The following is a 26,637-nucleotide window of genomic DNA, read 5'->3' on the forward strand; positions in this document are numbered from 1 at the left end:
GAATATATTCTCCATCACCTTGTTCGTGAGGGGCGCTTTCTAGAGGCGTCTTGAGAGCGGAGCAGGATGCGGCGCCCGCGCGCGTGTCTCGCACACACGTCGTCCGGGAGGCTGGGGTCAGCGTCCGGGCCAACTACGTGGCTCTGCCGTTCGCGGCTGCACGGGATGCGGATGAAGGCAGCGAAAGCTGACCGGATCAGGGTTCGCCCGTCCCATCCGGAAGCACGCTCCCCTCGCCCAAAATCGCCGCAATGGAGCGCCGTGAGGCGATGCGCTTCCGGAGTTCATCGCCTCGCAAGCGGTGCCGGGAGCGAAACGAGACAAGGTGCGCCTCGCGGCGCTCCATGCCCCTCATTGTTGCGAGGGGCAGAACCAAAAGCTCACCTCGCGCATCGATGCGCGAGAGCACTGTCGCGTGGCTGTATGGAAGTGGCTGTTTGAAAATTGAATCTGAATGGAGTGCACGATGCCTGACATCTCCCTTGTGGGGAGGCATAGGCGGCCTCCGGCCGCGGTCGCTAAAGAATGCCGATGCCTTGCATCGGCTATGGCGAAGCGGAGGCAGGGTGGGGGCTAAACGCAGCGTGTCGCCCCCCAACCGGCCCGTTGTTCGCTGCGCTCACAACGCGCCACCCTCCCCACAAGGGGGAGGGATAGAAAGATCACGCCTGTAGAAAGATTAAGCCTGCCGCTTGAGCCACTCCGGGAACGGCGACGACTCGTAACCCTTCTCGCGCACGTAACGGAACATGGCGAGGAATTCGTTCGGCTCCAGCAGTCCCGGCATCCGGGCGACTTCCCGCGCCTGCCCGCTTAACGCAGCCAGTCCATCGGCCTTCTCGGGAAAAAACTGGATCGTCGGCGTGAAGCGGATGCCGTAGGTCTCACCGAATGCTTTCTCGCTGCGCTTGCGTCCGTCGAAGTCGGTCACCTCGCGCGCACCGATATGATTGAGATGAAGGATCTCGAAATTGTCGCGGATATATCCCTCGATCTTCGGGTCCTGCATGTGCACCTCGTGCATCCGCTTGCAGGCGGAGCAACCCTTCAGGCCCCACATGATCGCGAAGCGTTTGCCTTTCGCAGTCGCGCCGGCAAGATCCTCGGATACATCAAGGAAACTCTCGAGATACCAGTCCATATGGTAGATCCCGTCGTCGCCAAGCGTCGTCTTCGCGGAGGCCGGCGCAGCACGCAGGCTCAGGGCGCCGATGCCGAGCGCGGCAATGGCATGCCGGCGGGTCAGAAGTTTTTTGTTGTTGGGCAAGAGAGCCTCCCTCTGTCGCGTCAACCGATCGTTCCAAACACCGGAAATGTTTCCAAAAGCCAACCGGCGATGCGCGGCATGCCGCCAGTCAAAAACAGCACACCGGTCAGCACAAGAGCGCCGCCGATCACCTTTTCGATAGTGCCCATGTGGCCGCGCAGCCGCGCCATCAGCCGCATGAACGGCGCGGAAAACAGCGACGCCAGCATGAAAGGAATGCCGATCCCGATCGCATAGGCCCCAAGCAACAGCGCGCCGCGCCCCGCCGATCCCTCGACGCCGGCAACCATGAGGATCGCGGCCAGCACCGGCCCGACGCAAGGCGTCCAGCCGAACGCGAATGCGAGGCCGACGACATAGGCCCCGAGAAATCCGGCAGGCTTCGACACGGTTTGAAACCGCGCTTCGCGAAACAGCAGACCAATCCGGAACACACCGAGGAAATGCAGACCGAGGATGATGATAATCACGCCGGCGATGATGCCCAGCGTTTCGAAATGGGCGGTGATGGTCTTGCCAAGCGCCGAGGCCGAAGCGCCGAGCGCGATAAACACGGTGGCAAAGCCGAGCACGAAGGCGAAGGACAGCGCCACCACGCGCCAGTCCGGCCGCCAGCCGCGTGCTTTATCGTCCTTCGTCAGTTCATCAAGGCTGATGCCCGCCAGAAAACAGAGATACGGCGGCACCAGCGGCAAAACGCAGGGTGAGAGGAACGACAGCAGCCCCGCCCCCAGCGCCCCGATCAAGGAAATGGAAGAAACCACGGATTTTCCGGCTCTGGTAGATACATGCGAATTCGTGTATATGTATCACATGTCTGGACAAATGCTCGCAAAAACCGTCGCCGCAGCCGCACTTTCAACAAGTGTGCTGTGGCCGGGGATGGCGCAGGCGGCCGAACTCGTCATGTTCGAGCAGGCCGGCTGCATCTACTGCCAGCGGTGGGACCGCGAAGTCGGCGCGCTCTATGAGCGGACCGATGAAGCCAAGGCGATGCCGCTGCGGCGCGTCGATATCCAGAACCAGAAAGCCAGCGGCATCGTTCTCGCGTCGCCGGTCCGCTACACGCCGACCTTTGTGGTCGTCGACAACGGCCGCGAAATCGGGCGCATTACCGGTTACAGCAATGACAATGCATTCTGGGGATTGCTCGACGCGCTGGCCGCGAAGCTGCGGCCCTCATCGCGCGAACCCAACCGAATCTGACGACATCTCAGTCCACGTTTGAAAAGATGAGCTCATGACATCGATCCTTTCATCCGAACTGGAAACCGAGCTTCGCGACGGCGCTGAGTATTCGCCCGAACTCGACCAGCTGATGCGCAAGGCGCGCAAGGCCAGCAACTTTCTCAAGGCGTTGTCGCACGAGAACCGGCTGCTGCTGCTGTGCCTGCTGGCCGAGCGCGAACGGTCCGTCACGGAGCTTGAGAACATTCTCTCGCTGCGCCAGTCCGCCGTGTCGCAACAGCTCGCGCGGCTGCGTTACGACGGCATGGTCGATACGCGCCGCGACGGCAAGACGATCTACTACAGCCTCGCCAACGACGACGTGCGCCGGGTGATTTCGGTGGTCTACGATATTTTCTGCGCGCCGGTGGAGGCTGCGGACAAGAAATAATCCTGCCGCAACGGCAGGCGGACGCGACACGGCCCGCAAGGCCAGAGGTCACGCCGGTTTGGGAGAAACGCCATGCAGAATATGTCTGCCTGGATGCAAGCACTCGGCGGCCTCGCCATCGGCGCGACAGCAGGCTTTGCCGTGCGTCATGCGCGGCTGTGCACGTTCGGCGCCATCGAGGATGCGCTGATGGGCGGCGACAGCCGGCGGCTGCGCGTGTTCGGGCTGGCGCTCGGCATCGCCATTATCGGAACACAGGCCCTGATCCTCGGCGAGGTTCTCGATCCGGCTCTCGTGACCTACACGCCGGCTGCGTTGCCGCTGGTTGCGATCATGATCGGCAGTGTGATGTTTGGCATCGGCATGGCGATGGTCGGCACCTGCGGCTTCGGTTCGCTGGTGCGGCTCGGCACCGGCGATCTGCGCAGCCTTGTCGTTGTCCTGGTTCTGGGCGGCGCAGCCTATGCGACGCTGCGCGGAATCTTTTCCGGATTCCGGATCAATTTTCTGGAATCCCTGTCGCTGGCCATGCCTGACGGCACGCGCGCCGATATCGCGTCACTCTCGTCGCAATTTCTCGGCTTTGACACGCGCGCCGTCCTTGCCGTGGTCCTCGGTGCCGGACTGTGCTGGCTTGCTCTCCGCGATCCACGGCTGCGGCGCGCACCGCGGCTTCTATCTGCGGGAATCGTTCTTGGCGTTCTGATCGTCGCCGGATGGACCATCACGGTGTCCGTCGTGGACGAGTTCGCAGGCCCGGCGCGTCCGCAAAGCCTGACCTTCGTCTCCACCGTCGGCAAGGCATTATATGCGGGTTTGCTGAATGTAATGAACTTCGCGGACTTCGGCGTCGCCAGCGTGTTCGGTGTCATCGCCGGATCGTGGCTTGCCGCGTGGCGCGCAGCGGAATTGCGCTGGGAAGCGTTTGACGACGATCATGAGATGCGGCGGCATCTGTCCGGCGCCGTGCTGATGGGCGTCGGCGGCATCCTTGCCGGCGGCTGCACCATCGGTCAGGGGCTGACGGCGGGATCGGTGCTGGCGTTGTCCGCGCCGCTCGCCATCGGCGGCATGGTCGTCGGGGCGCGGCTGGGGATCGCCATTCTGGTCGACGGTTCGCCGCGCGACATTATTCAGCGCCGCTGGGCCAGCCTGCTCGGCAAAGGCGATCCCGCGGAATAGCGACGTTCAGGGACGAACGATGGTATAGCCGCCCTCGCTCAGGGTCAGCAGGTGCCCGACGCCGACCTGCACCTCAATGGCGTGCGGATTGATCTTCGGCCGTTGCCCGGTCTCGTGTTCGATGGTGTCGAGCGTGTTCCCGCAAACATCGAAGCGAACACCCTGCGTGATGAGACTGTCGACCAGTTGCCGATTCTCACTCGTGTCGCGCAAGAGATCGATGCCGGGTCCGAAGGCCACCACTTCAATGGCGATCTTGTCCTGTCCGTAGGCCTTCTGAAGATTGCTCGCAACGCTCAGGACCAGCCGCTGCTTTTTCGGATCGGAGTCGGACAGTTGCAGCGCAATGAAATGCTCCGCGAACGGCTTGTCCTCGGGAGGCTTGCGTCCCGCCTTTGGCTGTGCGGCAGCCGGACGCGAAACGGCCGAGGCCAGCGCAGCAAGGGCGGCTGAGTAAAACAATTCACGGCGATTCATAATGGCTTGCCTCTTCCGGCCGACAACGCGGTCGGAGAATGCAGGAGCGCCTTCGGAACGACAAGTGTTGGCGGCAAACGTTCTGGTGAACGCCGGTTGGATTAACGCGTTGCGAGTGCCGGGATCACAACTGGTCCGCGAATGCCGAGCGCCGCGCCCGAAATGATCCCGGCGACCGCGATGAACGACGGCATACCCAGTGTGGACAGGCCGGTCAGTCCCTGCCCGATCGAGCAGCCGTAAGCCATCGCACCGCCGATGCCCATCAATGCTGCGCCGGAGATCGAGCGCACCATATGGTTCGGTGAGGTATAGCCCTCAAGCTTGAAGCGCCCGGTTACAATCGCCGTCACAAGGCTGCCGCTAAGCACGCCCGCAACAAGCGCGATGCCGAAGCTCAGCGTCAGGCCGGTAGAGAGCATCGTATACTGTAGCGAATCGGCAATCGGTGAGACGAAGCTGAGCGATGTCACCGGGATCGGGTTGAACTCATCGGCGCCGAGCCAGCCGGTGGTGAGCCAACCGGCAGTGACCAGGAGGCCAACGGCGAGGCCGGCCGCGATCTGGCCGTAAGCGCGGCGGAACTGGCCGTCGGAGAATGCGAAGAACAGCAGCGCGCCGCTCGCGATCAGCGTCACGGCGATGCGGGCCACGAACTCGTCAATGCCCATGGTGGCAAGCAGCGCCGGCGCGGACACGGCGGCCGACGTGGTCTGCGTGGCTTGAAGGACCGCGAGACGCGCCGGCGCGACCAACCCCTTCAGCGTCATCTGCGCGGCGATGCCGATGATGGCGATCACGACCAGCGAACGGAGGTTGCCCTTGCCCAGCAGGACCAGCGCGCGCGAGGCGCAGCCATTGGAAAGAACCATGCCGAAGCCGAACAGCAAACCGCCTGCGAAAATCAGCGGCGCGGAGAATGACGGCTGCAGATAAATCGACTTGGCGATATCGACGAAGCCCACGCCCGCGATAAACTGCGTTCCGAGGATTGCAACGGCCAGCGCGACTGCGTAGCTGCGAACCTTGCGGCCGTCATTGGCGGTCCACCAGTCCCGCAGGCTGCTCATCAGGCAGAAGCCGCTGAGCAGGCCGACAACGCCGAAGGCGAGACCAATCGCGAAACCAGCGGAGACCGGGATACCGGGCATGACGGAGTTTTCCTTGCCTACAATCGATGACGTCTGGAGAACAAATATCTATTCGCCCGCCTGCTGGGGGTCCATATCGTTGAAAAACTAAGGATATTCTTGCCCGCGCGGCGAAAAATGGAGAGAGTCCTGCTACTATGAGAGGCGCCAGGCGGAAATCCTTCTCCCATGCTTCAGCAAAAAACCGCGCTTCCGGCAGCACTCTCTATAATCCTGCCCCATAGGCGGTCTATTCTGGCCGCATGAAATCAAACGCCCCCCTTTCCGCCCCCGCTAAATCCCCCAGAGACGGTATGAACCCAGTTAAAGCTCTTACGACCCACGGCCAGGCCATCTGGCTCGATTTCCTCGCACGCGGTTTCATCGCGAATGGCGAACTCAAGGCGCTGGTCGACAGCGACGGGGTACGCGGCGTGACGTCCAATCCTTCGATTTTCGAGAAGGCGATCGGCGGAAGTGACGAGTACGACGGAGCTGTCTCTGCGCTCCTGAAGGAGCGCGACCGGCCGGTGGCCGATCTCTATGAAGCCCTCGCCGTGGAAGACATTCAACGCGCGGCCGATGCGCTGCACTCCGTCTATGACGACCTTCAAGGCGCGGACGGCTATGTCAGCCTCGAAGTCTCACCATATCTTGCACGCGACACCGAAGGCACGATCGCCGAAGCACGGCGGCTCTGGACAAGCGTCGCCCGCGACAACCTGATGGTGAAGGTGCCCGGGACGCGCGAGGGCGTACCGGCGATCCGGGCTCTGATCTCGCAGGGCATCAGCATCAACGTCACGCTGCTGTTCTCGCAAAAGATGTATGCCGAAGTCCTCGAAGCCTACATCTCCGGCCTCGAAGCATTCGTCGCGGCCGGAGGCGATCCTAAGCGCATCGCCAGCGTCGCCAGTTTCTTCGTCAGCCGCATCGATACGTCGGTCGATAGTCAGCTCGACGGCAAGATCGCCGCAGCCAGCGGCGATGAAAACGCGCGGCTTGGAGCGCTCAAGGGCAAAGTCGCCATCGCCAATGCCAAGCTTGCCTATCAGCATTACAAGAAAATCATTACCAGCGACCGCTGGAAGAAGCTCGCGGCAAAGGGCGCGCAGGTCCAGCGACTGCTGTGGGCTTCGACCGGCACCAAGAACAAGGCCTACAGCGACGTATTATATGTCGAAGAACTGATCGGCCAGGACACGGTGAACACCGTCCCCCCAGCGACGCTTGATGCCTTCCGCGACCACGGCAAGCCGCGCGACAGCCTCGAAGAAAATATTGCGGACGCCGAGAATGTGCTCTCCGGCCTCGCGAAAAGCGGCATCTCGCTCGACGCAATCACCGAAGCGCTGGTCGACGACGGCGTAAAGCTATTTGCAGAAGCCTTTGACAAGCTGCTTGGCGCTGTCGCGCAGAAGCGCGCCGCTATTCTCGGTTCGAGCATCGACGCGCAGACCATCAAACTGCCGGCGGAGATCGAGAAGGATGCCAGGGCCCTCTCGGAACAGTGGCGCGCCAACGGCACCATCCGCGCGCTATGGGCACGGGATGCATCGGTCTGGACCGGCACCGATGAAAGCAAATGGCTGGGCTGGCTCGATGTCGTGGCGCGCGGGCAAGGCGAAATCGAGCGCTATGTTGCGTTCTCAGGTTGGGTAAAGAGCAAGAACTTCACCGATGTCGTCGTGCTCGGCATGGGCGGTTCGAGTCTCGGACCGGAAGTCCTTGCTGAAACCTATGGCCAAATCGACGGCTTTCCGAAGCTGCGCATTCTGGACTCGACCGATCCCGCACAAATCCGGCGGACCGAAGCCGCAATCAATCTCGACAGAACGCTGTTCATTGTGTCGAGCAAATCGGGCGGCACCACCGAGCCCAACGCGCTGATGGAATATTTCTTCGTTCGCGCCGGCGCAAAGGCCGCCGAACGCTTCGTCGCGGTGACCGATCCCGGTTCGTCGCTTGAGAAGACCGCGTCCGCGCGCGGCTTCGCGCAGATTTTTCACGGCGAGCCGACCATCGGGGGCCGCTACTCGGTGCTGTCGCCGTTCGGCCTTGTGCCGGCTGCGGCGGCCGGAATCGATGTGGCAGAATTCCTAGGTCTTGCCGCTGCGATGGTACGCTCCTGCGGTCCCGATGTGCCGCCTGCGGAAAATCCGGGCGTTCAGCTCGGGCTCGCACTCGCCGCTGCCGCCAGGCATGGCCGCGACAAGCTCACCCTGACCGGGTCGAAGCGCATCGCCGATTTCGGCGCCTGGGCCGAGCAACTGATCGCCGAGTCCACTGGCAAGAACGGCAAGGCGCTGATCCCGCTCGAAGGCGAACCTCTCGGCAAGCCAGAGATCTACGGCAAGGACCGCGTATTTATCGATCTGCGATTGAAAGACGACAGCGACAACGTGCGTGAGATCGCGCTGGCTGTGCTGGAAGCCGCGGGACATCCTGTCATTCGCATTGTCGTGGCCAGCCCCCCACACATCGGACAGGAATTCTTCCGGTTCGAGATCGCGACCGCCGTTGCAGGCGCGGTGATGGGTGTCAATCCGTTCGATCAGCCGGATGTCGAAGCCGCGAAGGTCAAGACGCGGGAGCTGACGTCCGCGTTCGAGATATCAGGGAAATTGCCTGCCGAGACTGCTGTCGCAACCGACGGCACGATTGCGGTTTACACCAATGCGGCGAACGCCGACGCACTGCGCAAAGCAGGTGCTGGTAGCGATCTGGCTTCATGGCTCAAGGCGCATCTCGCCCGCATCAAGACGGGCGACTACGTTGCAGCCCTCGCCTATCTCGACCGCAGCGACGCCAACATCGCCGCGATACACGCCATTCGCATAACGATCCGCGATAGCAGGCACGTTGCTACCTGCGTCGGATTCGGCCCGCGCTTCCTCCATTCCACCGGACAGGCCTATAAAGGCGGGCCGAACAACGGTGTGTTTCTGCAAATCACGGCGGACAACGCCGCCGATCTGGACGTCCCCGGCCAGAAGACCAGCTTCGGCGTCATCGAAGCGGCACAGGCGCGTGGCGACTTCGATGTGCTGGCGGAACGCGGCCGCCGCGCGCTGCGGCTTCACATCACCGGCGACGTGGCGAAGGGCCTCGCGGCCATTGATGCGGCCGTTCGAAGCGCCTTGAAATAGGCATTGGGCTGCGCGTCAGCGATCCTGAACCGCAGACGCGATGAACCGATAGATGTCGGTGTGATCGGCGCTCGTTTCGAGCGCAGCCCTGGCGTTCTCCCAAAGCGTTGCAATGGTCTCCGCGTTCGACGGATCGAGTCCGACGAGTTTCGACAGGTCGGCGGCGATGCGCAGATCCTTGGCCATCAGGGCCAGGGAGAATCCTGACGCGAACGTCTCCGAGATCACGAACTGCTTCATCTTGACGTCGGTCGAGTTGTTCTTGCCAGTCGACGCGTTAAGTACTTCGATGACGGTGTCCGGTTGCAGACCGAAGCGGCGGCCAACCAGCAACGCCTCGCAGGCCGCGACAAGTCCGGCCGCAGAGACATAATTGTTCAGCGCCTTCATCGCATGACCGGAGCCAAGCGGTCCTGTGGCAAATACCGATTTGGCCATGGCCTGCAGCACCGGCTTCGCACGCTCCACCAGCGCGGCGTCGCCTCCGGCCATGATCGATAGCGTGCCGTCGATGGCGCGCTTGACGCCGCCGGATACCGGCGCATCGATCACCGCGATCCCCCGCGCCGCGAGATCGTTGCCGAGCGACTGCGTATCGACCGGCACCGATGAACTCATGTCGATGATCAGCGCGTCCTTCGCAAGAACATCGGCGACGCCCTGACCGCCGAGCACAACTTCGCGCACGATCCGGCTGTCCGGCAGCATGGTGATCAGGATCGATGCATCTTTTGCGGCTTCGCGTGCGCTCGCGAAAACCTCACCGCCCGCTGCCGCAAGCGCGTCGCGCGCGGGAGCCGATGGATCCGCACCGCGAACCTTGAAACCGGCGGCGATGCAACGCTTCGCCATGGGCAGTCCCATTTGACCGAGGCCCACGAAGACAACAGTGTCGGATGTGGTCATGGTGCTTACCGATCCATACTGGCCTTAGAATAAAAAATATGCCGGCGCGAGCAACCCCGCGCCGGCATAATCATAGCGAACGATCTCAGGCTGCGTTGAAGCCTGCAATCGCCTTGGCTTCGAGATACTCCTCGAGGCCGAACTTGCCCCACTCGCGGCCGTTGCCCGACTGCTTGTAGCCACCGAACGGCGCGGTGCGCTCGTTCGGCACACCATTCAGGTTGATGTTGCCGGCACGAAGCTGACGGCCGACCTTGCGCGCGCGCTCGACGGTACCCGCCGAAACATAGCCCGCAAGCCCGTATGGCGTGTCGTTGCCGATCTTCACGGCCTCTGCCTCGTCCTTGGCGCCCATGATGACCAGAACTGGTCCGAAGATTTCCTCGTTGGCAATCGTCATGTTGCTGGTGACATCCGAGAATATGGTCGGACGGACGTAGAAGCCCTTGTTAACTCCTTCCGGAAGACCGACGCCGCCGGCGACCAAGGTCGCGCCTTCGTCGATGCCCTTCTGGATCAGGCTCTGGATCTTGTCCCACTGCGTGCGGTTGACGACGGGACCGATCGTGGTGCCCTCGGCGCGCGGATCACCCGCCTTGGTCTTGTCGGCAACGGCCTTGGCGATCGCCGCGATCTCCTTGATCTTCGCCTGCGGCACGATCATGCGCGAGGGCGCGTTGCAGGACTGGCCGGAGTTGTTGAACATGTGCGCAACGCCACCGGTCACAGCCTTCGTGAAGTCAGCATCATCGAGAATGATGTTCGGCGACTTGCCGCCCAGTTCCTGGCTGACGCGCTTCACGGTATTGGCGGCGCGCTTCGCAACGTCGATGCCCGCGCGGGTCGAACCGGTGAACGAGATCATGTCGATCCCGGGATGTTCGCTCATGGCGACGCCGACATCCGGGCCGAGGCCGTTGATCAGGTTGAAGACACCCTTCGGCACGCCCGCTTCATGCAGGATTTCCGCAAAAATCAACGCCGACGACGGCGTATATTCCGACGGCTTCAGGACCATGGTGCAGCCGGCGGCGATCGCTGGAGCGACCTTGCAGGCGATCTGGTTGAGCGGCCAGTTCCATGGCGTGATCATGCCGATGACGCCGACCGGCTCGCGGACGACGACCGCCGAACCGATAGTTTCTTCGAACTCGTACTTCTTGAGAACGTCCAGCGTCGACATCAGATGACCGAGGCCGGCACCTGCCTGCATCTTTTCCGCCATCGGCAGCGGCGCGCCCATTTCATCGGACACCGCAGCACCGATATCCTTCATCCGGGTCTTGTAGACGGCGATGATCTTTTCAAGCAGCGCAACGCGCTCTTCGCGGGTGGTCTGCGAGAAAGTCTCAAACGCGCGGCGCGCAGCAGCGACCGCCTTGTCGACGTCGGCTTTCGATCCAACGGCAATTTCATAGATCGCTTCTTCCGTCGCCGGATTGACCACCGGAATGGACTTTTTGACGGCGGGATCCACCCAGCTGCCGTCGATATAGAATTGCATACGATTGGTCATGACGTTTCCCTTACTGGCCGCGCTCGTGCGTAGATATTGATGGAATCGATCGTGCGATCGGTGAATTAGCAGACCGGCCCTCGCCGGCATATCGGGATCGTACCGCTCTTGCCGAGGAAGCGAAAGGCCATCCCCGCCGTTTCTCCTAACGTGCTGTTGCAGTGCATGCGAGGCATGCGTTCTCCTTTGAGCTTTCAGGGTTTCATGCGGCGTGGATGCGACAATATCGCCGCTCATGAGCAGGTTTTGAACGGGAAAGATCATTTTGACAATAGCATAGTATATGGCCTTAATATCGACTTTCCAGATATGAGAGACACGCGATGGACACCGAACTGGCCAGGACTTTTCTGACAGTCGTTGAGGCGGGCAATTTCATCAGCGCCGCTGAACGGCTCCATGTAAGTCAGTCGACCGTCAGCACGCGAATTCACACGCTGGAGAATCTGCTTGGCTGCGTTCTGTTCGTGCGCAACAAGGCCGGGACCACGCTGACGCCCGCCGGCCGTCAGTTTCAAAGGCACGCGACCGCACTGGTCAGGACCGTAGCCCAGGCGCGCCACGATGTCGGCCTTCCCGAAGGTTTCAGCGGCACATTGGTGATCGGCGGCCGCATTGGGCTGTGGGAAGAATTCCTGCTGCAATGGCTACCGCTCATGCAAAAGGCGACACCCGCAATCTCCTTTCGTGCCGAAAGCAGCCTCGAACCCGAAATCATGCAGGGACTGATCGAGGGCCGGATCGATATCGGCGTGATGTACACGCCGCAAAGCCGTCCCGGCCTGAAGGTTGAACAGTTGTTCGACGAACGCCTTGTGATGGTCTCGACCAGCGCCAGGAACGCGCCTGAACCGCAGGCCGGGTATGTTTACGTGGATTGGGGTCCGGAATTTTACGCGCGACACAGCGCCAGCTTTCCGAATTTCGGAGGGCCTTCGCTGACAGCGAATATCGGCTGGCTGGGACTGCAACATGTCATGAAGAGCGGAGGATCCGGCTATTTTCCGATGCGGATTGTCCTTCCCCACATCGCCGCAAAGCGGTTGCATCTTGTCGCAGGTGCACCTGAATTTTCGGTGCCCGCCTATGTCGTCTATCCCGTCGATAGCGAACGCGAGGTGATCGCAAGCGCAATCGACATCATGCACCGGCTGGCCAGTTCAGCGACGAAAAGCAAGACTGCGGCAAAACCGGTCAAGCGCACGAAACGGTAAGCATTCTCGACGCAGGGATGATGTATCCGGTTCCTCGATACATGCGGCCACCATTTATCGCTTGCCAAGCACGTCCTCGGGGCGAGGATACCGAATGTTCGCAAGCGCAACGGACCCACGATGTATCGAACGCCATCCGGACAGGAATCTGATCTCGCCATCATGATCCGGAAAAACACTGCCTCTCCTTGCTGGCCTCGTGAAACCGGCACCGAGCAGCCATTGTCCAGCGAAACAACGGACTCTTCGCCGCCTGCTCCTCCGGATACTCAGCGGAACAAAAAAGTATGACTGCAACACCTGCTGGACTTACGGATGCCCTGCTGGCATCGGCGTCGGATGCCATTATCGCGACCGACCGTGACGGTGTCGTCACTTTCTGGAATCCCGGCGCCGAGCGAATCTTCGGCTTCTCGTCTGATGACGCGATGGGACAGCCGCTCGATTTCATCATTCCCGAGAATCTCAGGGCGCGGCATTGGGCTGGATATCGCCATACAATGACGACCGGCGAGAGCCGCTATGGCGCGGGAGATCTGCTGTCTGTTCCGGCCTTGACCAAGAGCGGTCAGCGCATCTCCGTCGAATTCACGATTGCAATATTGCGCGACGGATGCGGACAACCTGATGGAACGGTCGCCATTCTCCGCGATGTGACCAGGAGCTTCGCAGAAAAGCTCGCATTGAGACGAGAGGTTGCTGAGCTTCGGCGACCGGGGCCGAGCACATGAACGGTCTTTGCTGCCCTGTTTCTGAAAATCAGGTCTGATTTGACACCGTTCGGAACGAAGGGATAGCGTTCCGGCGACGTCATTCCCACGACCTCCAGTCGCGCGCTGGACATCCGAAATCGACGCACGCTGCGTTGCAAAAACCGCATCCCTGCTGGACGGCCGGGCAAAAGAATGTGCAGGACCATGATGATCGATCATCACCCCCTCCCGACAGTTGGAAAAGGTCATTTGGCGTGAGCGAAAACATTGTTGCGGAGACGGCGGATCGGATTTTTGCGGACCTTGCGGATGCGCAGAGCATCAACAGCGCTGCAAATGACGGATGGAAAACGCCGCTGTGGGCCGCGCTGAGCGATGCAGGCCTGCCGCTCTCGTGGGTGCCGGAGGACTGCGACGGCTCCGGCGCAAGCCTTGCGGATGGTTTTGCAGTTACGGCGTCTAGCGGAAAGTTTGCGATAGCTATTCCGCTGGTCGAAACCATGCTCGCCGGCTGGCTGCTGGCGCAGGCTGGACTTCCCTCGCCTGCTGGCAAAATGACCGTTGCTCCTGCGCGCCCGCAGGATCGCATCACGCTCAATGCGGACGGTACGCTCAGCGGACGGGTTCGCGGGGTACCGTTCGCATCCGAGGCCGCGCATATCGCGGTGATTGCGCAGGACGCGAAGGGTTATTCGATTGCGCTGGTGGAAACCTCAGCCTGCCGGATCGAGGCCGGCGAGAGTCTCGGCAGCGACGCGTCGAACACCGTGACGTTCGACAATGTCAGGCCGCTCGCGAGAAAGCCCGCGCCTGCGGGAATGACGCAAACCTCGCTGATGCAAATGGGCGCGACCGTCCGCAGCCTGCAGATCGCAGGCGCGCTGGAAACAATGCTCGAGATCACGGTGCGCTATTCGAACGAGCGTGTGGCGTTCGAGAAGCAGATCTCGAAATTCCAGGCGGTGCAGCATAACCTCGCGCGACTCGCGGGCGAAGTCGCTGCCGCCGTCGCCGCGGCAGGATCGGCCGCCGACGCCATCGCGAACAGCACGTCATTCGACGATGCCGTGTTCCTTGAGGTCGCGTCCGCCAAGGTTCGCTGCGCGGAAGCAGCCGAAAAAGGCACTGCGATCGCGCATCAGGTGCACGGCGCCATCGGCTTCTCGATGGAGCACGTCCTGCATCGCTACACCCTGCGCGCATTGGGCTGGCGCGACGATTTCGGACACGAAAGCCACTGGGCTGCCGAACTTGGCAAGTTCGTCGCGGCCCGGGGCGCAGATGAACTGTGGCCGCTGGTCGCGTCGCGGTAATCAAACCACAACTGCATTTTCAGGAACTGTCAGATGACCGCAGCGCTTCGTTTCGACCAGATCCGTTTGCCGGAGGAATGCGAGACGCTGCGTCGCGAAGTGCGCGCGTTCCTCGCCGAGGAAATCGCAGCCGGCACCTTCAACCCGCATGAGCCGCAGCGCGAGGACACCGATATCCCCGAGTTCAGCCGCCGGGTCGGCGAACGCGGCTGGATCGGCATGACTTGGCCGAAACAATATGGCGGCCACGAGCGCACCTTCCTGGAGCGCTACGTCGTCACCGAGGAGATGCGCGTCGCCAATGCGCCGACCCGTCGCTTCTTCGTCGCAGACCGCCAGAGCGGCCCGGTGCTGCTCAAATACGCCAACGAGCGGATCAAGATGGACATCGTACCGCGGATCTGCCGCGGCGAAGTCTGCTTTGCGATCGGCATGAGCGAACCGAACTCCGGCTCCGATCTGTTCGCCGCAAAGACCAAGGCTACAAAGACTGACGGCGGCTGGCTGATCAACGGCACCAAGATCTGGACCACCTCGGCACACATGGCCGACTACATGCTGGCGATCTTTCGCACCTCGCCGCCGACCAAGGAAAACCGCCGCCACGGCCTGACGCAATTCCTGGTCGACATGAAGACGCCGGGCATCACCGTCAATCCGATTGCGCAGATCAGCGGGCTGAAGGAATTCAACGAAGTGGTTTTTCAGGACGCCTTCATGCCTGATGAAAATGTATTGGGCGAGATCGACGGCGCGTGGAAGCAGGCGACCAGCGAGCTGGCCTATGAACGCAGCGGGCCCGAGCGCTTCCTCGAGACCTACTACGTGCTGACCGAGCTTGTTCGCGCGCTGGGAACGAATCCCGACACGCGGGGCGCGGAAGGCATCGGTCGGCTCGTCGCCCAGTTGCACACCATGCGCCGCATGTCGGTGTCGGTGGCAGGCATGCTGCAGGCCGGCAAGGAGCCCGTGGTCGAGGCCTCCATCGTCAAGGACATCGGCACCATCTGGGAGCAGCAGCTGCCGCACCGGGTGCGCGACCTTGCCGCCTTCATCGATGCCGATGCCTCCAATCATCACACGCTGGGAGACCAGCTGGCCTTCGCCATCAAGATCGCGCCCAAGCTCACCATCCAGGGCGGCACCACCGAAGTCCTCCGCGGCATCATCGCGCGCGGACTTGGGCTGCGTTGAAACAAGCAACAAGCATCGAAAGAGGAAGACTCATGAGCGGCTTCACCGATATCGGCGTCGAGAAACATAGTCACGTCACGCTGATCGAAATTCGCCGGCCGCCGCTGAATTTTTTCGATCTCTCCCTGATCCGTCAGATCGCCGACGCGCTCGGGCAGATCGACAATGATATGGATAGTCGCGCCGTGGTGTTAGCCTCACAGGGCAAGGCATTTTGCGCGGGCGCAAACTTCAACCGGCCTGCGGGCTTCGATGGCGACGCCGCGTCCGGCGACGGCACCACCGGTGACCTCTATCTTGAAGCCGTTCGCATCTTCAGTAACAAGAAGCCGATCGTTGCCGCAGTCCAGGGCGCCGCCATCGGTGGCGGATTGGGTCTTGCGGTCTCGGCGGATTTCCGTGTCACCTGCCCCGAGGCGCGGTTCGCCGCAAACTTTACCAAGCTTGGATTTCATCCCGGCTTCGGGCTGACCGTGACACTTCCCGAAGTGATCGGAAAGAACAACGCCGCGCTGATGTTCTATACCAGCCGCCGCGTCACCGGCGAGGAAGCCTTCAACATGGGGCTGGCGAACGTACTGGTGCCGCAGGATCAGGTGCGCGCCGAAGCATTCAAGCTCGCGCACGAGATCGCCGAGAATTCGCCGCTTGGTTTGATGTCAACGCGCGCGACGATGCGCGCAGGGCTAGCACAGCGGGTGAAGGCGCAAACCGATCATGAACTCGCTGAGCAAACGTGGCTGCGCGAAACCGAGGACTTCCAGGAAGGCATCAAGGCGACGACAGAGCGCCGTGCCGGCAACTTCAAGGGGCGGTGACGGCTCTTTCTTCCTCGTCCATCAACTCCAGCAGCCACGCTAGACTGACGCCAAGGCCCAGCCCCAGCAGCAAACTGGTGAACAGCGCGCCAAAGGGAAACGCTCCGCTGGGCTCAAGCGGTGCTGTCGCACGACTGAGTATCCGGGCATTCGAACTGTCAGTTCGCTGCTGGCCGCCGAGCTCACGGGACCGGGCCAGAACAGCCTGGTAGGCAACGCGGCTTGCCTCCATGTCCCGTTCCAGCTCCTTGAGACGAGCGATGATTTCGGTGGATTTTGTCTGATCCTGTTTCGATGCATCAAGGCGGCTCTTCAGTTGGCTCACAGCGGAGCGTGCCTGTTCCAATTCTGCTGAAGTTGACTGAACCGTGTCCCGGATTGCCTGCTCCAGCAGTCGTTTTGCTTCGGTCGCCCGCATCCGCGCAATGATGAGATCTGGATGGCGGGGACCAAGTGTTTCGGACAGATCGAGTTCAAGTTGCTTGGCTGCCGCATAGCGGTTTCCGAGCGCGCCGATTTCGCCTCCGCGAACCACATTAGGAATTCCGCCAGCATCCAGGGTCTTCCTGGCGCGCTGAAGCTGCCCAAGTGTCGAACGCAGACCGTTGAGCTTGGCTTCGGCAGTGCTCGCCTGAGCGGAAAGTTCAATTATCTGCTTTTCAGCATTGGCTGAACCGTTAGCAACAACGGTGCGGTTCTCGCCGCGAAACACCTCATAGCGCTGTTCGGCATCGCGCAACCGGGCCTGAAGCGTTTCCAGCCGTACGCCAAGAGGTGCCGCTGCGTCGGGTGATGTTTTCCTGCCCGCAGACGCTTGTTCGTCGACATAGCTATCCATCACCGCGTTAGCGATCCTTGCAGACATATCGCGATCCGACGTGACAACATTGACATCCACGGTGTGAGAACCAGGATTGCGCACGATGCTGACGGCGCGATCGAGCTGGCGCAACGCTATCGCGTGCGGATCGACAGCACGGGCGAGTCCGACACTCGCTAAAAGCGCGGAGAGGATTCCTTTCGACTTGCCACCAAAGAGCGGGTCGGTTTCGAGTTTTTCCTGCCTAATGACCCGGTCGTAGACACTGCGCGACGTCAGAGTATAGATCTGGTTTTCAACGTCTATCGTGCCGGCTTCTCCGGGTCCTGCCGGAGCGCCACTCCCGGCGATCCGGGCACCCGGCACGTCGAGCAAAATCCGGCCAGATGCGATATATCTGGGAGCCGACAGCAATATCCAGGCAAGACAAATACCGACGCATGCAAGGGTCACCGCCGCTATGAATGCGGCCCGGCGGCGCAACATCGACGCGATGCCGTCCACATCCAGAGCGGGTGCTTGAATGCGCGGCAGGTACGCGTCGCGTCTGTCGCCCTCGGATATCGCCATGCCAACGACCCTACGCGGTACAAATCCAGACGCCAGTTTAGCCCCTCTCCCCACTCCCTGGGGAGACATCTTTGCTCAATGATTGAACAAAATCCGCCCTCAGGCCGGACTTTCGGTTGGCGCCAGCGCCATGAACTGGAGTTGCAAAGGTCGCGATCCGGATATGCGTATCAGTCTGCAAATTCGATAAAGACCGGCTGATGGTCCGATGCTGCAGTTTTGGCGTCCACCTCAACGCGACGAATCCGGCCGCTCAAATCTTCCGTCGCGAAGATAAAATCCCGGCAGTCCGGACCGTCCGACCACTGCCGGCGATCGTATAGGCCGCATGTCAGCGCGTGAGGCTTGCCGGGATGACGGATCGACCACGCATCGCGATAATTCAATCCCGGACGGACCGACTCATGAATGAGCGCATGCTGAGGATCCGAGATATCGAAATTGAAATCACCGCAAAGCAGGCTCGATGCGGCCAGCGTCTGGGCCGCGTAGGGCTCGTTGTGGGATCCACCAGCCTTGGCGCTGGTCGACGCCTCCTCCTGAAGATCGAGCAATCGCCTGATCTGCGCTTCGCGCTGAGTAGCTGAATGATACTCGAGGTGCGTGTTGACGACGCGCAGCGCACCAAACGCAGTTTGAACCGTCACATCGAGTGCATGACGTCGCATGCTGCGGACAGCACCGGCTTCCGGCCACGGCAGCAAGTGATTGGAGATTTGCATCACCGGCAGACGCGACAGCGTCATGTTTCCGAACCGGTGCGTTCGTCTATCGCCATCGATGGTTTCAATTGCCGGACGAAATACCGGAACATATCCGGGGAGCAGAGAAGCCAGTCGCGCACTTTGATCCGTGCCGCCGTCGAGATTGACAAAATTGTCTGACACTTCCTGAAAACAGTAGACATCAGCGTCCGCCAACTCCGTTGCGACGGACACAATCCGCGCGAGGTCGGTCACGCCGTCGCAGCCCCTGCCGCACTGAATATTCCAGGTCAGCAGCCGCATCAGCGAATGCCTGCGCGCATGAAGGATTGCACGAACTGCCGCTGAAACAGCAGGAACGCGATCAGCAACGGCGCCATGGTCATCACCGTCGCGGCCGTAATGATCGACCAATCCACGCCGGTCTCAGGTGCACCAAACACTGCGAGGCCTACTGTGAGCGGCCGGCTTTCGACGGAATTCGTCACGATTAAAGGCCACAGGAAATTGTTCCAGTGATAACTGACCGAGACGAGGCCGAAGGCGACGTAAGTCGGCCGCGCCAGCGGCACATAAACCTTCCAGAGGATTTGCAGCGGCCCCGCACCCTCGACACGGGCAGCTTCGACCAGTTCCTGCGGCACGCTCTTGAATGTCTGCCGTAACAAGAAGATGCCGAAGGCGCTGGCCAGGTATGGCAATGCAATTGCCGGGATCGTATCGAGCAACCCGAGCTTTCCGATCATGCGGTAGTTCTCGACGATCAGAACGTCGGGCATGATCATCAACTGCAAAAGCACCAGTGCGAATGCGATCCCGCTTCCCCGGAACGTAAACCGCGCAAAGGCATAGGCCGCCAGCGTCGAGAGTATGAGCTGGCCGATCAGGATGATCACGACCAGCACGACGGTGTTGATGTAGTACCTTCCGAACGGCGCCTGATGCCACGCGCGCGCGAAATTCTCCAGTGTCCACGGCGCGGACAGGCTGAACGATGTCGCATAAGCTGCCGGATGCAGCGCGCTCCAGAAAGCATAAACCAGCGGCGCGAGCCACAGCAACGCCAGCAACCACGCTGCAACCGCCTCAAGAGGATGCGTGCGGCTGTTCATTGATAGTGAATCCTGCGATCGAGATAGCCGAATTTGATCAACGCCACTGTGCTGAGCAGGACCAGAAGCACCACCGTGAGGGTCGCGGCGTAGGCCGAATCCTGGAAAGTGAATGCGACTTCATAGATATAGTAGAGCAGCAACGTGCTGGCGTTGTTGGGGCCGCCCTTGGTCATGATCACCAGATGATCGACCAGCTTGAACGAATTGATCACGGCGTTGATCGCGACGAACAGCGTGGTCGGCATCAGCAAGGGAAAGGTGATCCGCCGGAACGTGTACCAGCGGCTGGCGCCCTCAACTGACGCCGCCTCCTCAAGATCCGGCGACAATTGCTGGAGCGCGGCCAAATAGAAGATCATGAAGAATCCGGCTTCCTTCCAGATCACCATGACAATCAGGCAGCTCATCACTGTGCTGGGATCTCCGAGCCAATTCCAGCCCGCAAGCCCAAAAACTCCGCGCAATTGATCCAGCAATCCGTAATCCGGTGTGTAGAAAAACAGCCAGATATTCGCGACCGCGATCATCGGGAGCACGGTCGGCGTGAAAAAGGCAAGGCGCAGAAAGCCGCGGCCGCGCATGTTGCGATTAACCCAGATCGCCATCAGCAGCGCCAGAGCGATCGACGTCGGAATGGTGCCCAGCGCAAACCAGAAATTGTTGACGAGCGCCTTCCAGAAAATCGGATCGGCGGCCATCGACTGATAGCTTTCAAGACCAATGAAGACTTCCGTGCCGTTCCGGCGCGTAATGAAAAACGAATGCCGGATGGTCGCCAGGATCGGGTAATGCGTGAATGCGATCAACAGCACCGCCGCCGGCAACAGCAGCAGCCACGCGTTCACAGCATTCCACCACGCGTGCGACTTCGGCCTGCGTGCGGCAACTGACATGGTGGCGGCCTGATCTGTCATCGGACAAATGGCCGGAATGGCGACGAACCGCCACCCGGCCCTTTCTTCGGTTATTTGTACGCGCGTAGCACGCGGTCGGCCTGCTGCTGCGCAGCCGCCAGCGCTTCGGATGGCTTTTGCGAACCGGTCACCGCCGCCTGCACCGCGTCGTTGACGAACTTGTAGATGCGGCCGTTCTCGTGAACCGACAGTTCCGGCACCGCATGTTCAAGCTGATCACGCGCCACGGTCGCGGCCGGGAAGCCCTTCGCATAGGCCTCCATCGCCGGCGTCTTGTAAGCCGCGGGCGAAACAGCGGCATATCCGGTCTTGATGCTCCATTCGGCCGCGCGCTCAGGCGTCGTCATCCACTGGATGAACTTCACCGCAGCCTTCTGTTGCTCAGGCGAGGCGCCCTTGAAGATGTAGAAGCTACCGCCGCCGGTCGGCGAGCCGCGGCGTTCCTTGGCCGGCAGCATCGCAACACCGAAGTTGAACTTGGCGCCATCCTTCACTGCGGTCAGATTGCCCGTGGTGTGCCACATCATCGCGGTCTTGCCCTCAAGGAAATCGGTGCGCAGCGTCGCCCAGTCGATGCTGCCCGGGGGCATCACCGCATGCTTGCGCGACAGATCGACCCAATAATCCAGCGCTCCAACAGTCTTCGGTGCAGTGAGATAGACCTCATTACCCGCTTCGTTCATCAGCCTCTGGCCGTTCTCGATCGCTAGCGCCTGCAGCATCCAGTAGCCGTAGCCCGTGGTCGGAATTTCGACACCCCAGCGGGTCGTGTTGCCGGAAGCGTCCTTCTTGACGAGCTTCTTGCCCATCTCGGTCATTTCGTCCCAGCTCGCAGGCGCCTTCTCCGGATCGAGGCCCGCTTCCTTGAACGCGTCCTTGTTCCAGTACAGCACGATGGTCGAACGCTGGAACGGAATGCTCCAGGTCTTTCCGTCGATCTGACCGTTGGCCATGAACGCAGGATAGAACTCCTTGAACCACGACTTGTCGGCAACAAGACCGTCCATCGGCACGATGGCGTTCTCATCCATCAACGTGAAGACGTCGGTCGAGAGCAGCACCGACAGTTGCGGCGGCTGGCCGCCCTTCATCGCGGTCATCGCCTTGGTCATGGTGTCGGTGTAGTTGCCGGCATATACCGCGGTCACCTTGATGTCCGCGTTCTCCTTCTCGAACCGCGCCACCATATCGTCGATGATCTTGGTCACCGGACCGCCGACCGCGACCGGATAATACATGGTAAGATCAACGGCGGCCGCGGGCCGTGACGTGAGAGACAGAGCGGCGAGCGCGGCCGCCGCAACCATCGTTCGTCCAAAGAATTTCATATTAACCTCCCCTGTTATCGTTTTGCGTGATCCTGCCATCAGGACCTCAGGCGACCGTTACTCGCTTAGTGTCACAGGCCGCGGACTCCATCCGCCGCTCTGATGTTTTGTCGAACTGGTGTTCGGAACCTGCATCCCATGCGAGCCGGATGTCGTCGCCCGGCAGTGACTTGCTGAAGCCGTCCTGCCGCACCGAGACTGGCTGCCCGTCGATTTCACAAAGAATGATGCTGTCGGCTCCGAGATGCTCGACCGCCTTTACGCGCGCCGGATGACCGTCATGCGACACGACGCGAATATGTTCCGGACGAATGCCAAGCAACCGGTCACCTCGCGCAATGAGATTCATTGGCGGCGTCCCGATGAACCGCGCGGTGAAAGCGGTTGCAGGCCGATTGTAAAGCTCTTCCGGTGTGCCGTTCTGCTCGATACGGCCGTCACGCATCAGCACAACACGATCCGCCATGGTCATGGCTTCGGTCTGATCGTGGGTCACATAAACCATTGTCATACCAAGACGCTGCTGAAGCGAACGAATTTCAGTGCGCATTTCATGACGGAGCTTGGCGTCGAGGTTGGAAAGCGGCTCGTCCATCAGACAGACTTTCGCCTCAGCAATGATGGCGCGTCCGAGCGCGACGCGCTGACGCTGGCCGCCGGAAAGCTGCGAAGGTTTGCGCTCCAGAAGATGGCTGAGACCGACGATGTCCGCGACGCGCTTGAGCCGCGCATCACGCTCGGCGCGGGACACGCGGCGAACGCGCAGCCCAAAAACGATGTTTTCCCCGACGCTCAGGTGCGGAAACAGCGCGTAGGATTGAAAGACCATCGAAATCTTGCGCTGAGCCGGCGTCAGAGCCGTTACATCCGCGCCGCCGATTGTAATGGTGCCGCCGTCCGGCTGCTCGAGGCCGGCGATCAATCGCAGCGTGGTGGATTTGCCGCACCCCGAGGGTCCCAGAAGAACCAAGAGCGAACCCTGATCCGCCGTGAGACTGACGTCGTCAACGGCGCGCATCGGACCCCAGTTCTTGGAGATATGATCTAGAGTGATCGCCGACATGCACCTACCTGATCCGAATGAATTGCGAGATGCGAGAGCCGCTCCTTACGCTTGGGCAAACTGGCCGGTCCGTCTCCTCGACCTGAGACTCCTGAAACCCGCTCACGACAAAAAGAACTCTTCGTCCGGTCCAAGGCAACATCCTGCTCTCCATATGTTCATTCGAACATAATTTTTGATCAAACGAAATAAGAAATTGCACATTTCGTGTTCGGATGATAATATTTCAATCAGATACATGCTCAAGATGACAAACAAGCGACAGACGCTGATCCTCGAAATCGTGCGCGAAAAGGGTTTCGCCTCGATCGAGCATCTTGCTGCGCACTTCAACGTGACGCAGCAGACTGCACGCCGCATTGTGAACCAGCTCTGCGATCAGGGTTTGTTGCGTCGCATCCATGGCGGTGTTGGCCTGCCGGTCTCGAACCAAAATCTCGCCTATGAAAGCCGGCAGGGCCTGAACTTCGAGGCCAAGCGGCAGATCGCGCAGGCGGTCTTAAATTTCATCCCCGACGGCGCATCGATCATGATCGGTCTCGGGACGACGCCCGAATATGTCGCGCGAGCGCTCGCGGATCGCAAGAATCTGCGGGTCATCACCAACAATCTCAACGTGGCGTCAGCGTTCGCACGCAACCCCGATGTGGAGATCACAATCGCGGGCGGAACTCTACGTCCGCTCGACCGCGATATCATCGGTGACGCTGCGGTGCGCTTCTTCTCGCGGTTCAAGGTGGACGTCGGGATCTTCGGCGTGGGCGGCATCGACGAAGAAGGCACGTTGCTCGATTTCTATTCGGGCGAGGTTCAGGCGCGTCAGGCCATCGTCGCAAATTGCCGGACCGCCCTGCTCGTCGCCGACGCCAGCAAGTTCGGCCGCAGCGCCACGGTACGTGGCGGGCATATCAGCGATTGCCATCATCTTTTTACAGACAAGCCGCTTCCGGCTGATTTTCAGCGGATCGCCGAACAATATGGCGACAAGATCCGCATCGTGGGCGATGGCCGCGTGCAGGCCGCCTAGACTCGTTTCGTCGCACAAAGGGACTCGATCATGACCCTGGCCATCAACCTGATCGATCTTGCCGGATTCATCGCGTTGCTGCTGTGGGGCACCCATATGGTGCAAACCGGCATCCAGCGTGCCTTCGGTTCGAAACTGCGCACAATTCTCGGCAGCGCTTTGCGCAATCGCTTTCGTGCGTTCCTGGCAGGCATGGGCGTTACCGCTGTCCTTCAGAGCAGCACTGCAACCGGACTAATGACCGCCGGTTTCGCTGCAGGCGGCTTCATGGGGCTGGTGCCTGCCCTCGCCGTCATGCTCGGCGCCAATGTCGGGACGACGCTGATTGTGCAAATTCTGTCATTCGATGTCACGCTGGTTGCGCCTGCCCTCGTGCTGATCGGCATGCTGATGTTCCGAAGAGATTCGCGGACGCAGGTCCACGACCTTGGCCGCGTGTTCATTGGTCTTGGATTGATGCTTCTCGCGTTGCGCCATCTCCTCGATCTCATGACGGGTTACGAGAGTTCTCCGACCTTGGCCGCACTGCTTGGCCTTGTCTCGTCATCATGGCTGCTGGATGTATGCCTCGCGGCCGCATTGACATGGGCTGCTCATTCGAGCGTCGCCATCGTTCTGCTCATCATGTCGCTGGCGACAAAAGGAATCGTGCCCCCGGATGCCGCATTCGCGCTGGTACTCGGCGCGAACATCGGCACGGCCATCAACCCTCTTATTGAGGGACCGGCAGGCGATGACCCGGCCGCCAAACGTCCCGCACTGGGAAACCTGATCGGCCGCCTTGTCGGCGTTGCTGTCGCAATCGGTCTTCTCGGGCCGATCAGCCAGTTCATCATGGCGATAGAGCCGAACAAAGCGCGCGCCGTTGCCGACTTTCACACGCTTTTCAACCTCGCCGTCGCAGTCGTGTCGCTGCCGCTGCTGACACCCTACGCATCGCTGCTGCGACGCTTGCTGCCCGACCGAATCGATCCAGCCGACCCCGCCCGGCCGCTCTACCTCGATCCCGCGGCGAAAGAGACGCCCATCGTCGCTCTCGGCGCAGCTTCACGTGAAGCACTGCGTCTGGCGGACGTACTGGAAGAAATGCTGCTGGGAGTGAATGCCGGGCTCGCAAAGGGAGACCGCCGCTTGCTCGTGGAAACCCGCCGGCGCGAGGATGTCCTCGATAAGCTCAATATCGCGATCAAGTCGTATCTGACATCGCTGGATCCCGACGAACTGAATGAGACAGATCAGCGCCGCCTGAATGAAATTCTCACCTTCACGATGAACATCGAACAGGCTGGCGACGTCGTCGACCGGAATTTTCTGCCTCACGCTTCCAAGCGACTTAAGCGCGGTCTTGTTTTCTCCAACGAAGAGCAAAACGACCTGAGTGCGATGATTGGACGTCTTGCGGGTAATCTCAAGACGGCGGCATCGCTCTTCGTTACCGAAGATCCGCGAACCGCGCGACTTCTGGTCGATGAGAAAGCCGTATTCAGGGATGCGGAATCAAAGGCGACAGCCTCACATTTCGACAGACTCAGGGATAGCGACCTTCAGACCGCCCAGGCCAGCTCGATCCATCTCGATCTGTTGCGCGACATGAAGCTGATTAATTCGCACATCGTCGCCGCAGCCGCATATCCGGTTCTGGAACGAACAGGGGCATTGTTGCCAAGCCGCGTGACATAGCCAGCGTTAGCCTGAGGCAGCAGACGCGACGCGGTCGGACTAGCGTTCGACGAACGCTTTCTCGATCACGAACTCGCCAGGTTCGCCATGATTGCCCTCGGTAAAGCCTTTGTCGAGCAGCAGCGTACGGGTGTCCTGCAATAACGCGGGACTTCCGCAGATCATGACGCGATCATGAGTGGCCTCAAGCGGCGCGAGGCCCGCATCGCTGAACAATTTTCCTGACGTTATCAGATCGGTGATCCGGCCGCGATTGCGGAACGGATCGCGGGTAACCGTCGGATAGTAGATCAACTGGTTGCGCACCAGTTCGCCAATCAGATCATCCTTCGGCAAATGCTCGTTGATCATCTCGCCATAGGCAAGCTCGGCGACGTGGCGACAGCCATGCAGCAACACAACCCTTTCGAAGCGATCGTAGGTTTCCGGATCCTTGATGACGCTCAGGAACGGCGCGAGCCCGGTACCGGTGCCGACCAGATAGAGATTCCGGCCATTCCTCAGATTGTCGATGACAAGCGTACCGGTCGCCTTGCGGCCGACAACGAGCTCGTCCCCCTCCTTCAAGTGCTGAAGGCGCGAGGTCAACGGGCCGTCGGGCACCTTGATCGAAAAGAATTCGAGATGGTTTTCGTAGTTCGCGCTCGCCACACTGTAAGCGCGCAGCAGCGGCTTTTCGCCGACCTTCAGGCCGATCATGGTGAATTCGCCATTTCGAAACCGGAACGACGGATCGCGTGTGGTGGTGAAACTGAACAGCGTGTCGGTCCAATGATGGACACTGAGGACGCTTTCCTGATTGAAGTTGCTCATGTCGCTCGATCCGATGTGCAGGTCCGATCGCGGGGCAAAATCAAAAACGCGGAGACAGATTGCCTCGCCAAATTTCATTTGTATACTAATGAATAATCCAACTTGA

The 26,637-nt window shown here is 60.7% G+C and carries 24 protein-coding genes; 11 read left to right on the top strand and 13 right to left on the bottom strand.

The features are described 5' to 3' along the window. Positions 1-679: 679 nt before the first annotated feature. Both BN32_RS20115 and BN32_RS20120 read right to left on the bottom strand, forming a co-directional pair. Entirely contained in the window at positions 680-1,267 is a 588-nt protein-coding gene (locus tag BN32_RS20115; RefSeq protein WP_019196207.1) for a SoxW family protein, read from the bottom strand. Between the two features lie 20 nt (positions 1,268-1,287). Further along, entirely contained in the window at positions 1,288-2,031 is a 744-nt protein-coding gene (locus BN32_RS20120) for a cytochrome c biogenesis CcdA family protein (RefSeq protein ID WP_173405796.1), read from the bottom strand. On the opposite strand from BN32_RS20120, the gene BN32_RS20125 reads away from it, so the two are divergent. The 3 genes from BN32_RS20125 (at position 2,018) to BN32_RS20135 (ending at position 4,067) form a co-directional block, all read left to right on the top strand. After that, the gene (locus BN32_RS20125; protein ID WP_019196205.1) at positions 2,018-2,473 is read left to right on the top strand and encodes a thioredoxin family protein; all 456 of its coding nucleotides are present in this window, start codon (positions 2,018-2,020) and stop codon (positions 2,471-2,473) included. The genes BN32_RS20120 and BN32_RS20125 overlap by 14 nt on opposite strands. A 34-nt stretch (positions 2,474-2,507) precedes the next feature. Further along, the gene (locus BN32_RS20130; protein ID WP_019196204.1) at positions 2,508-2,885 is read left to right on the top strand and encodes an ArsR/SmtB family transcription factor; all 378 of its coding nucleotides are present in this window, start codon (positions 2,508-2,510) and stop codon (positions 2,883-2,885) included. 72 nt (positions 2,886-2,957) lie between these two features. Continuing rightward, positions 2,958-4,067 carry a YeeE/YedE family protein gene (locus BN32_RS20135; RefSeq protein WP_019196203.1) on the top strand — a complete coding sequence of 370 codons (1,110 nt, stop codon included), beginning with the start codon at positions 2,958-2,960 and terminating at the stop codon, positions 4,065-4,067. Positions 4,068-4,073: 6 nt separating this feature from the next. Here BN32_RS20135 and BN32_RS20140 read toward each other — a convergent pair whose 3' ends face one another. Together BN32_RS20140 and BN32_RS20145 are read right to left on the bottom strand one after the other, a co-directional pair. Next, positions 4,074-4,544, bottom strand: coding sequence for a DsrE family protein (locus tag BN32_RS20140; protein WP_019196202.1), 471 nt, complete (start codon positions 4,542-4,544; stop codon positions 4,074-4,076). A 101-nt stretch (positions 4,545-4,645) separates the two neighbouring features. Continuing rightward, on the bottom strand, positions 4,646-5,695 hold the full coding sequence (locus tag BN32_RS20145) for a YeeE/YedE family protein (RefSeq protein ID WP_019196201.1): 1,050 nt from the start codon (positions 5,693-5,695) through the stop codon (positions 4,646-4,648). 293 nt (positions 5,696-5,988) lie between these two features. On the opposite strand from BN32_RS20145, the gene BN32_RS20150 reads away from it, so the two are divergent. Beyond that, positions 5,989-8,823 (top strand): bifunctional transaldolase/phosoglucose isomerase, encoded by a 2,835-nt coding sequence (locus tag BN32_RS20150; RefSeq protein ID WP_019196200.1) that lies wholly within the window; start codon positions 5,989-5,991, stop codon positions 8,821-8,823. 15 nt (positions 8,824-8,838) lie between these two features. Here the strand turns inward: BN32_RS20150 and BN32_RS20155 are convergent, their stop codons facing one another. After that, positions 8,839-9,729 (bottom strand): NAD(P)-dependent oxidoreductase, encoded by an 891-nt coding sequence (locus BN32_RS20155; protein ID WP_040427094.1) that lies wholly within the window; start codon positions 9,727-9,729, stop codon positions 8,839-8,841. Between the two features lie 85 nt (positions 9,730-9,814). After that, entirely contained in the window at positions 9,815-11,245 is a 1,431-nt protein-coding gene (locus BN32_RS20160) for an aldehyde dehydrogenase family protein (RefSeq protein WP_019196198.1), read from the bottom strand. A 323-nt stretch (positions 11,246-11,568) separates the two neighbouring features. Between BN32_RS20160 and BN32_RS20165 the strand changes: the two genes are divergently transcribed. The 5 genes from BN32_RS20165 (at position 11,569) to BN32_RS20185 (ending at position 16,497) form a co-directional block, all read left to right on the top strand. Continuing rightward, complete coding sequence (locus BN32_RS20165; RefSeq protein WP_019196197.1) at positions 11,569-12,459, top strand: LysR family transcriptional regulator; 891 nt, start codon at positions 11,569-11,571, stop codon at positions 12,457-12,459. A gap of 287 nt (positions 12,460-12,746) precedes the next feature. After that, the gene (locus BN32_RS20170; RefSeq protein ID WP_019196196.1) at positions 12,747-13,190 is read left to right on the top strand and encodes a PAS domain-containing protein; all 444 of its coding nucleotides are present in this window, start codon (positions 12,747-12,749) and stop codon (positions 13,188-13,190) included. Positions 13,191-13,426: 236 nt separating this feature from the next. Further along, positions 13,427-14,485 (top strand): acyl-CoA dehydrogenase family protein, encoded by a 1,059-nt coding sequence (locus BN32_RS20175; RefSeq protein ID WP_019196195.1) that lies wholly within the window; start codon positions 13,427-13,429, stop codon positions 14,483-14,485. Positions 14,486-14,518: 33 nt separating this feature from the next. Further along, positions 14,519-15,679: an acyl-CoA dehydrogenase family protein gene (locus BN32_RS20180; RefSeq protein WP_019196194.1), complete on the top strand. Its 1,161-nt coding sequence runs from the start codon at positions 14,519-14,521 to the stop codon at positions 15,677-15,679. Between the two features lie 32 nt (positions 15,680-15,711). Next, entirely contained in the window at positions 15,712-16,497 is a 786-nt protein-coding gene (locus tag BN32_RS20185) for an enoyl-CoA hydratase/isomerase family protein (protein WP_019196193.1), read from the top strand. On the opposite strand, the gene BN32_RS20190 is transcribed toward BN32_RS20185, so the two are convergent. The 6 genes from BN32_RS20190 to BN32_RS20215 form a co-directional block, all read right to left on the bottom strand. Continuing rightward, on the bottom strand, positions 16,484-17,887 hold the full coding sequence (locus tag BN32_RS20190) for a GumC family protein (protein WP_019196192.1): 1,404 nt from the start codon (positions 17,885-17,887) through the stop codon (positions 16,484-16,486). The genes BN32_RS20185 and BN32_RS20190 overlap by 14 nt on opposite strands. 170 nt (positions 17,888-18,057) lie before the next feature. Next, the gene (locus tag BN32_RS20195; protein WP_019196191.1) at positions 18,058-18,894 is read right to left on the bottom strand and encodes an endonuclease/exonuclease/phosphatase family protein; all 837 of its coding nucleotides are present in this window, start codon (positions 18,892-18,894) and stop codon (positions 18,058-18,060) included. Next, the gene (locus BN32_RS20200) at positions 18,894-19,703 is read right to left on the bottom strand and encodes a carbohydrate ABC transporter permease (protein WP_019196190.1); all 810 of its coding nucleotides are present in this window, start codon (positions 19,701-19,703) and stop codon (positions 18,894-18,896) included. Before BN32_RS20200 ends, BN32_RS20195 begins: the two co-directional genes overlap by 1 nt. Continuing rightward, positions 19,700-20,599 (bottom strand): carbohydrate ABC transporter permease, encoded by a 900-nt coding sequence (locus BN32_RS20205; RefSeq protein ID WP_051488570.1) that lies wholly within the window; start codon positions 20,597-20,599, stop codon positions 19,700-19,702. Before BN32_RS20205 ends, BN32_RS20200 begins: the two co-directional genes overlap by 4 nt. Positions 20,600-20,670: 71 nt before the next feature. Then, positions 20,671-21,948: an ABC transporter substrate-binding protein gene (locus BN32_RS20210; RefSeq protein WP_040427097.1), complete on the bottom strand. Its 1,278-nt coding sequence runs from the start codon at positions 21,946-21,948 to the stop codon at positions 20,671-20,673. Between the two features lie 46 nt (positions 21,949-21,994). Continuing rightward, on the bottom strand, positions 21,995-23,011 hold the full coding sequence (locus BN32_RS20215; RefSeq protein WP_019196187.1) for an ABC transporter ATP-binding protein: 1,017 nt from the start codon (positions 23,009-23,011) through the stop codon (positions 21,995-21,997). Positions 23,012-23,249: 238 nt separating this feature from the next. Here BN32_RS20215 and BN32_RS20220 point away from each other — a divergent pair, with 238 nt between their 5' ends. After that, entirely contained in the window at positions 23,250-24,038 is a 789-nt protein-coding gene (locus BN32_RS20220) for a DeoR/GlpR family DNA-binding transcription regulator (RefSeq protein ID WP_019196186.1), read from the top strand. Positions 24,039-24,068: 30 nt separating this feature from the next. Beyond that, complete coding sequence (locus tag BN32_RS20225) at positions 24,069-25,718, top strand: Na/Pi cotransporter family protein (RefSeq protein WP_019196185.1); 1,650 nt, start codon at positions 24,069-24,071, stop codon at positions 25,716-25,718. A gap of 39 nt (positions 25,719-25,757) precedes the next feature. Here BN32_RS20225 and BN32_RS20230 read toward each other — a convergent pair whose 3' ends face one another. Further along, positions 25,758-26,531 carry a ferredoxin--NADP reductase gene (locus BN32_RS20230; RefSeq protein WP_040427356.1) on the bottom strand — a complete coding sequence of 258 codons (774 nt, stop codon included), beginning with the start codon at positions 26,529-26,531 and terminating at the stop codon, positions 25,758-25,760. Positions 26,532-26,637 lie beyond the last annotated feature (106 nt).

This window comes from Afipia birgiae 34632 (assembly GCF_000308295.2).
GTDB lineage: Bacteria > Pseudomonadota > Alphaproteobacteria > Rhizobiales > Xanthobacteraceae > Afipia > Afipia birgiae.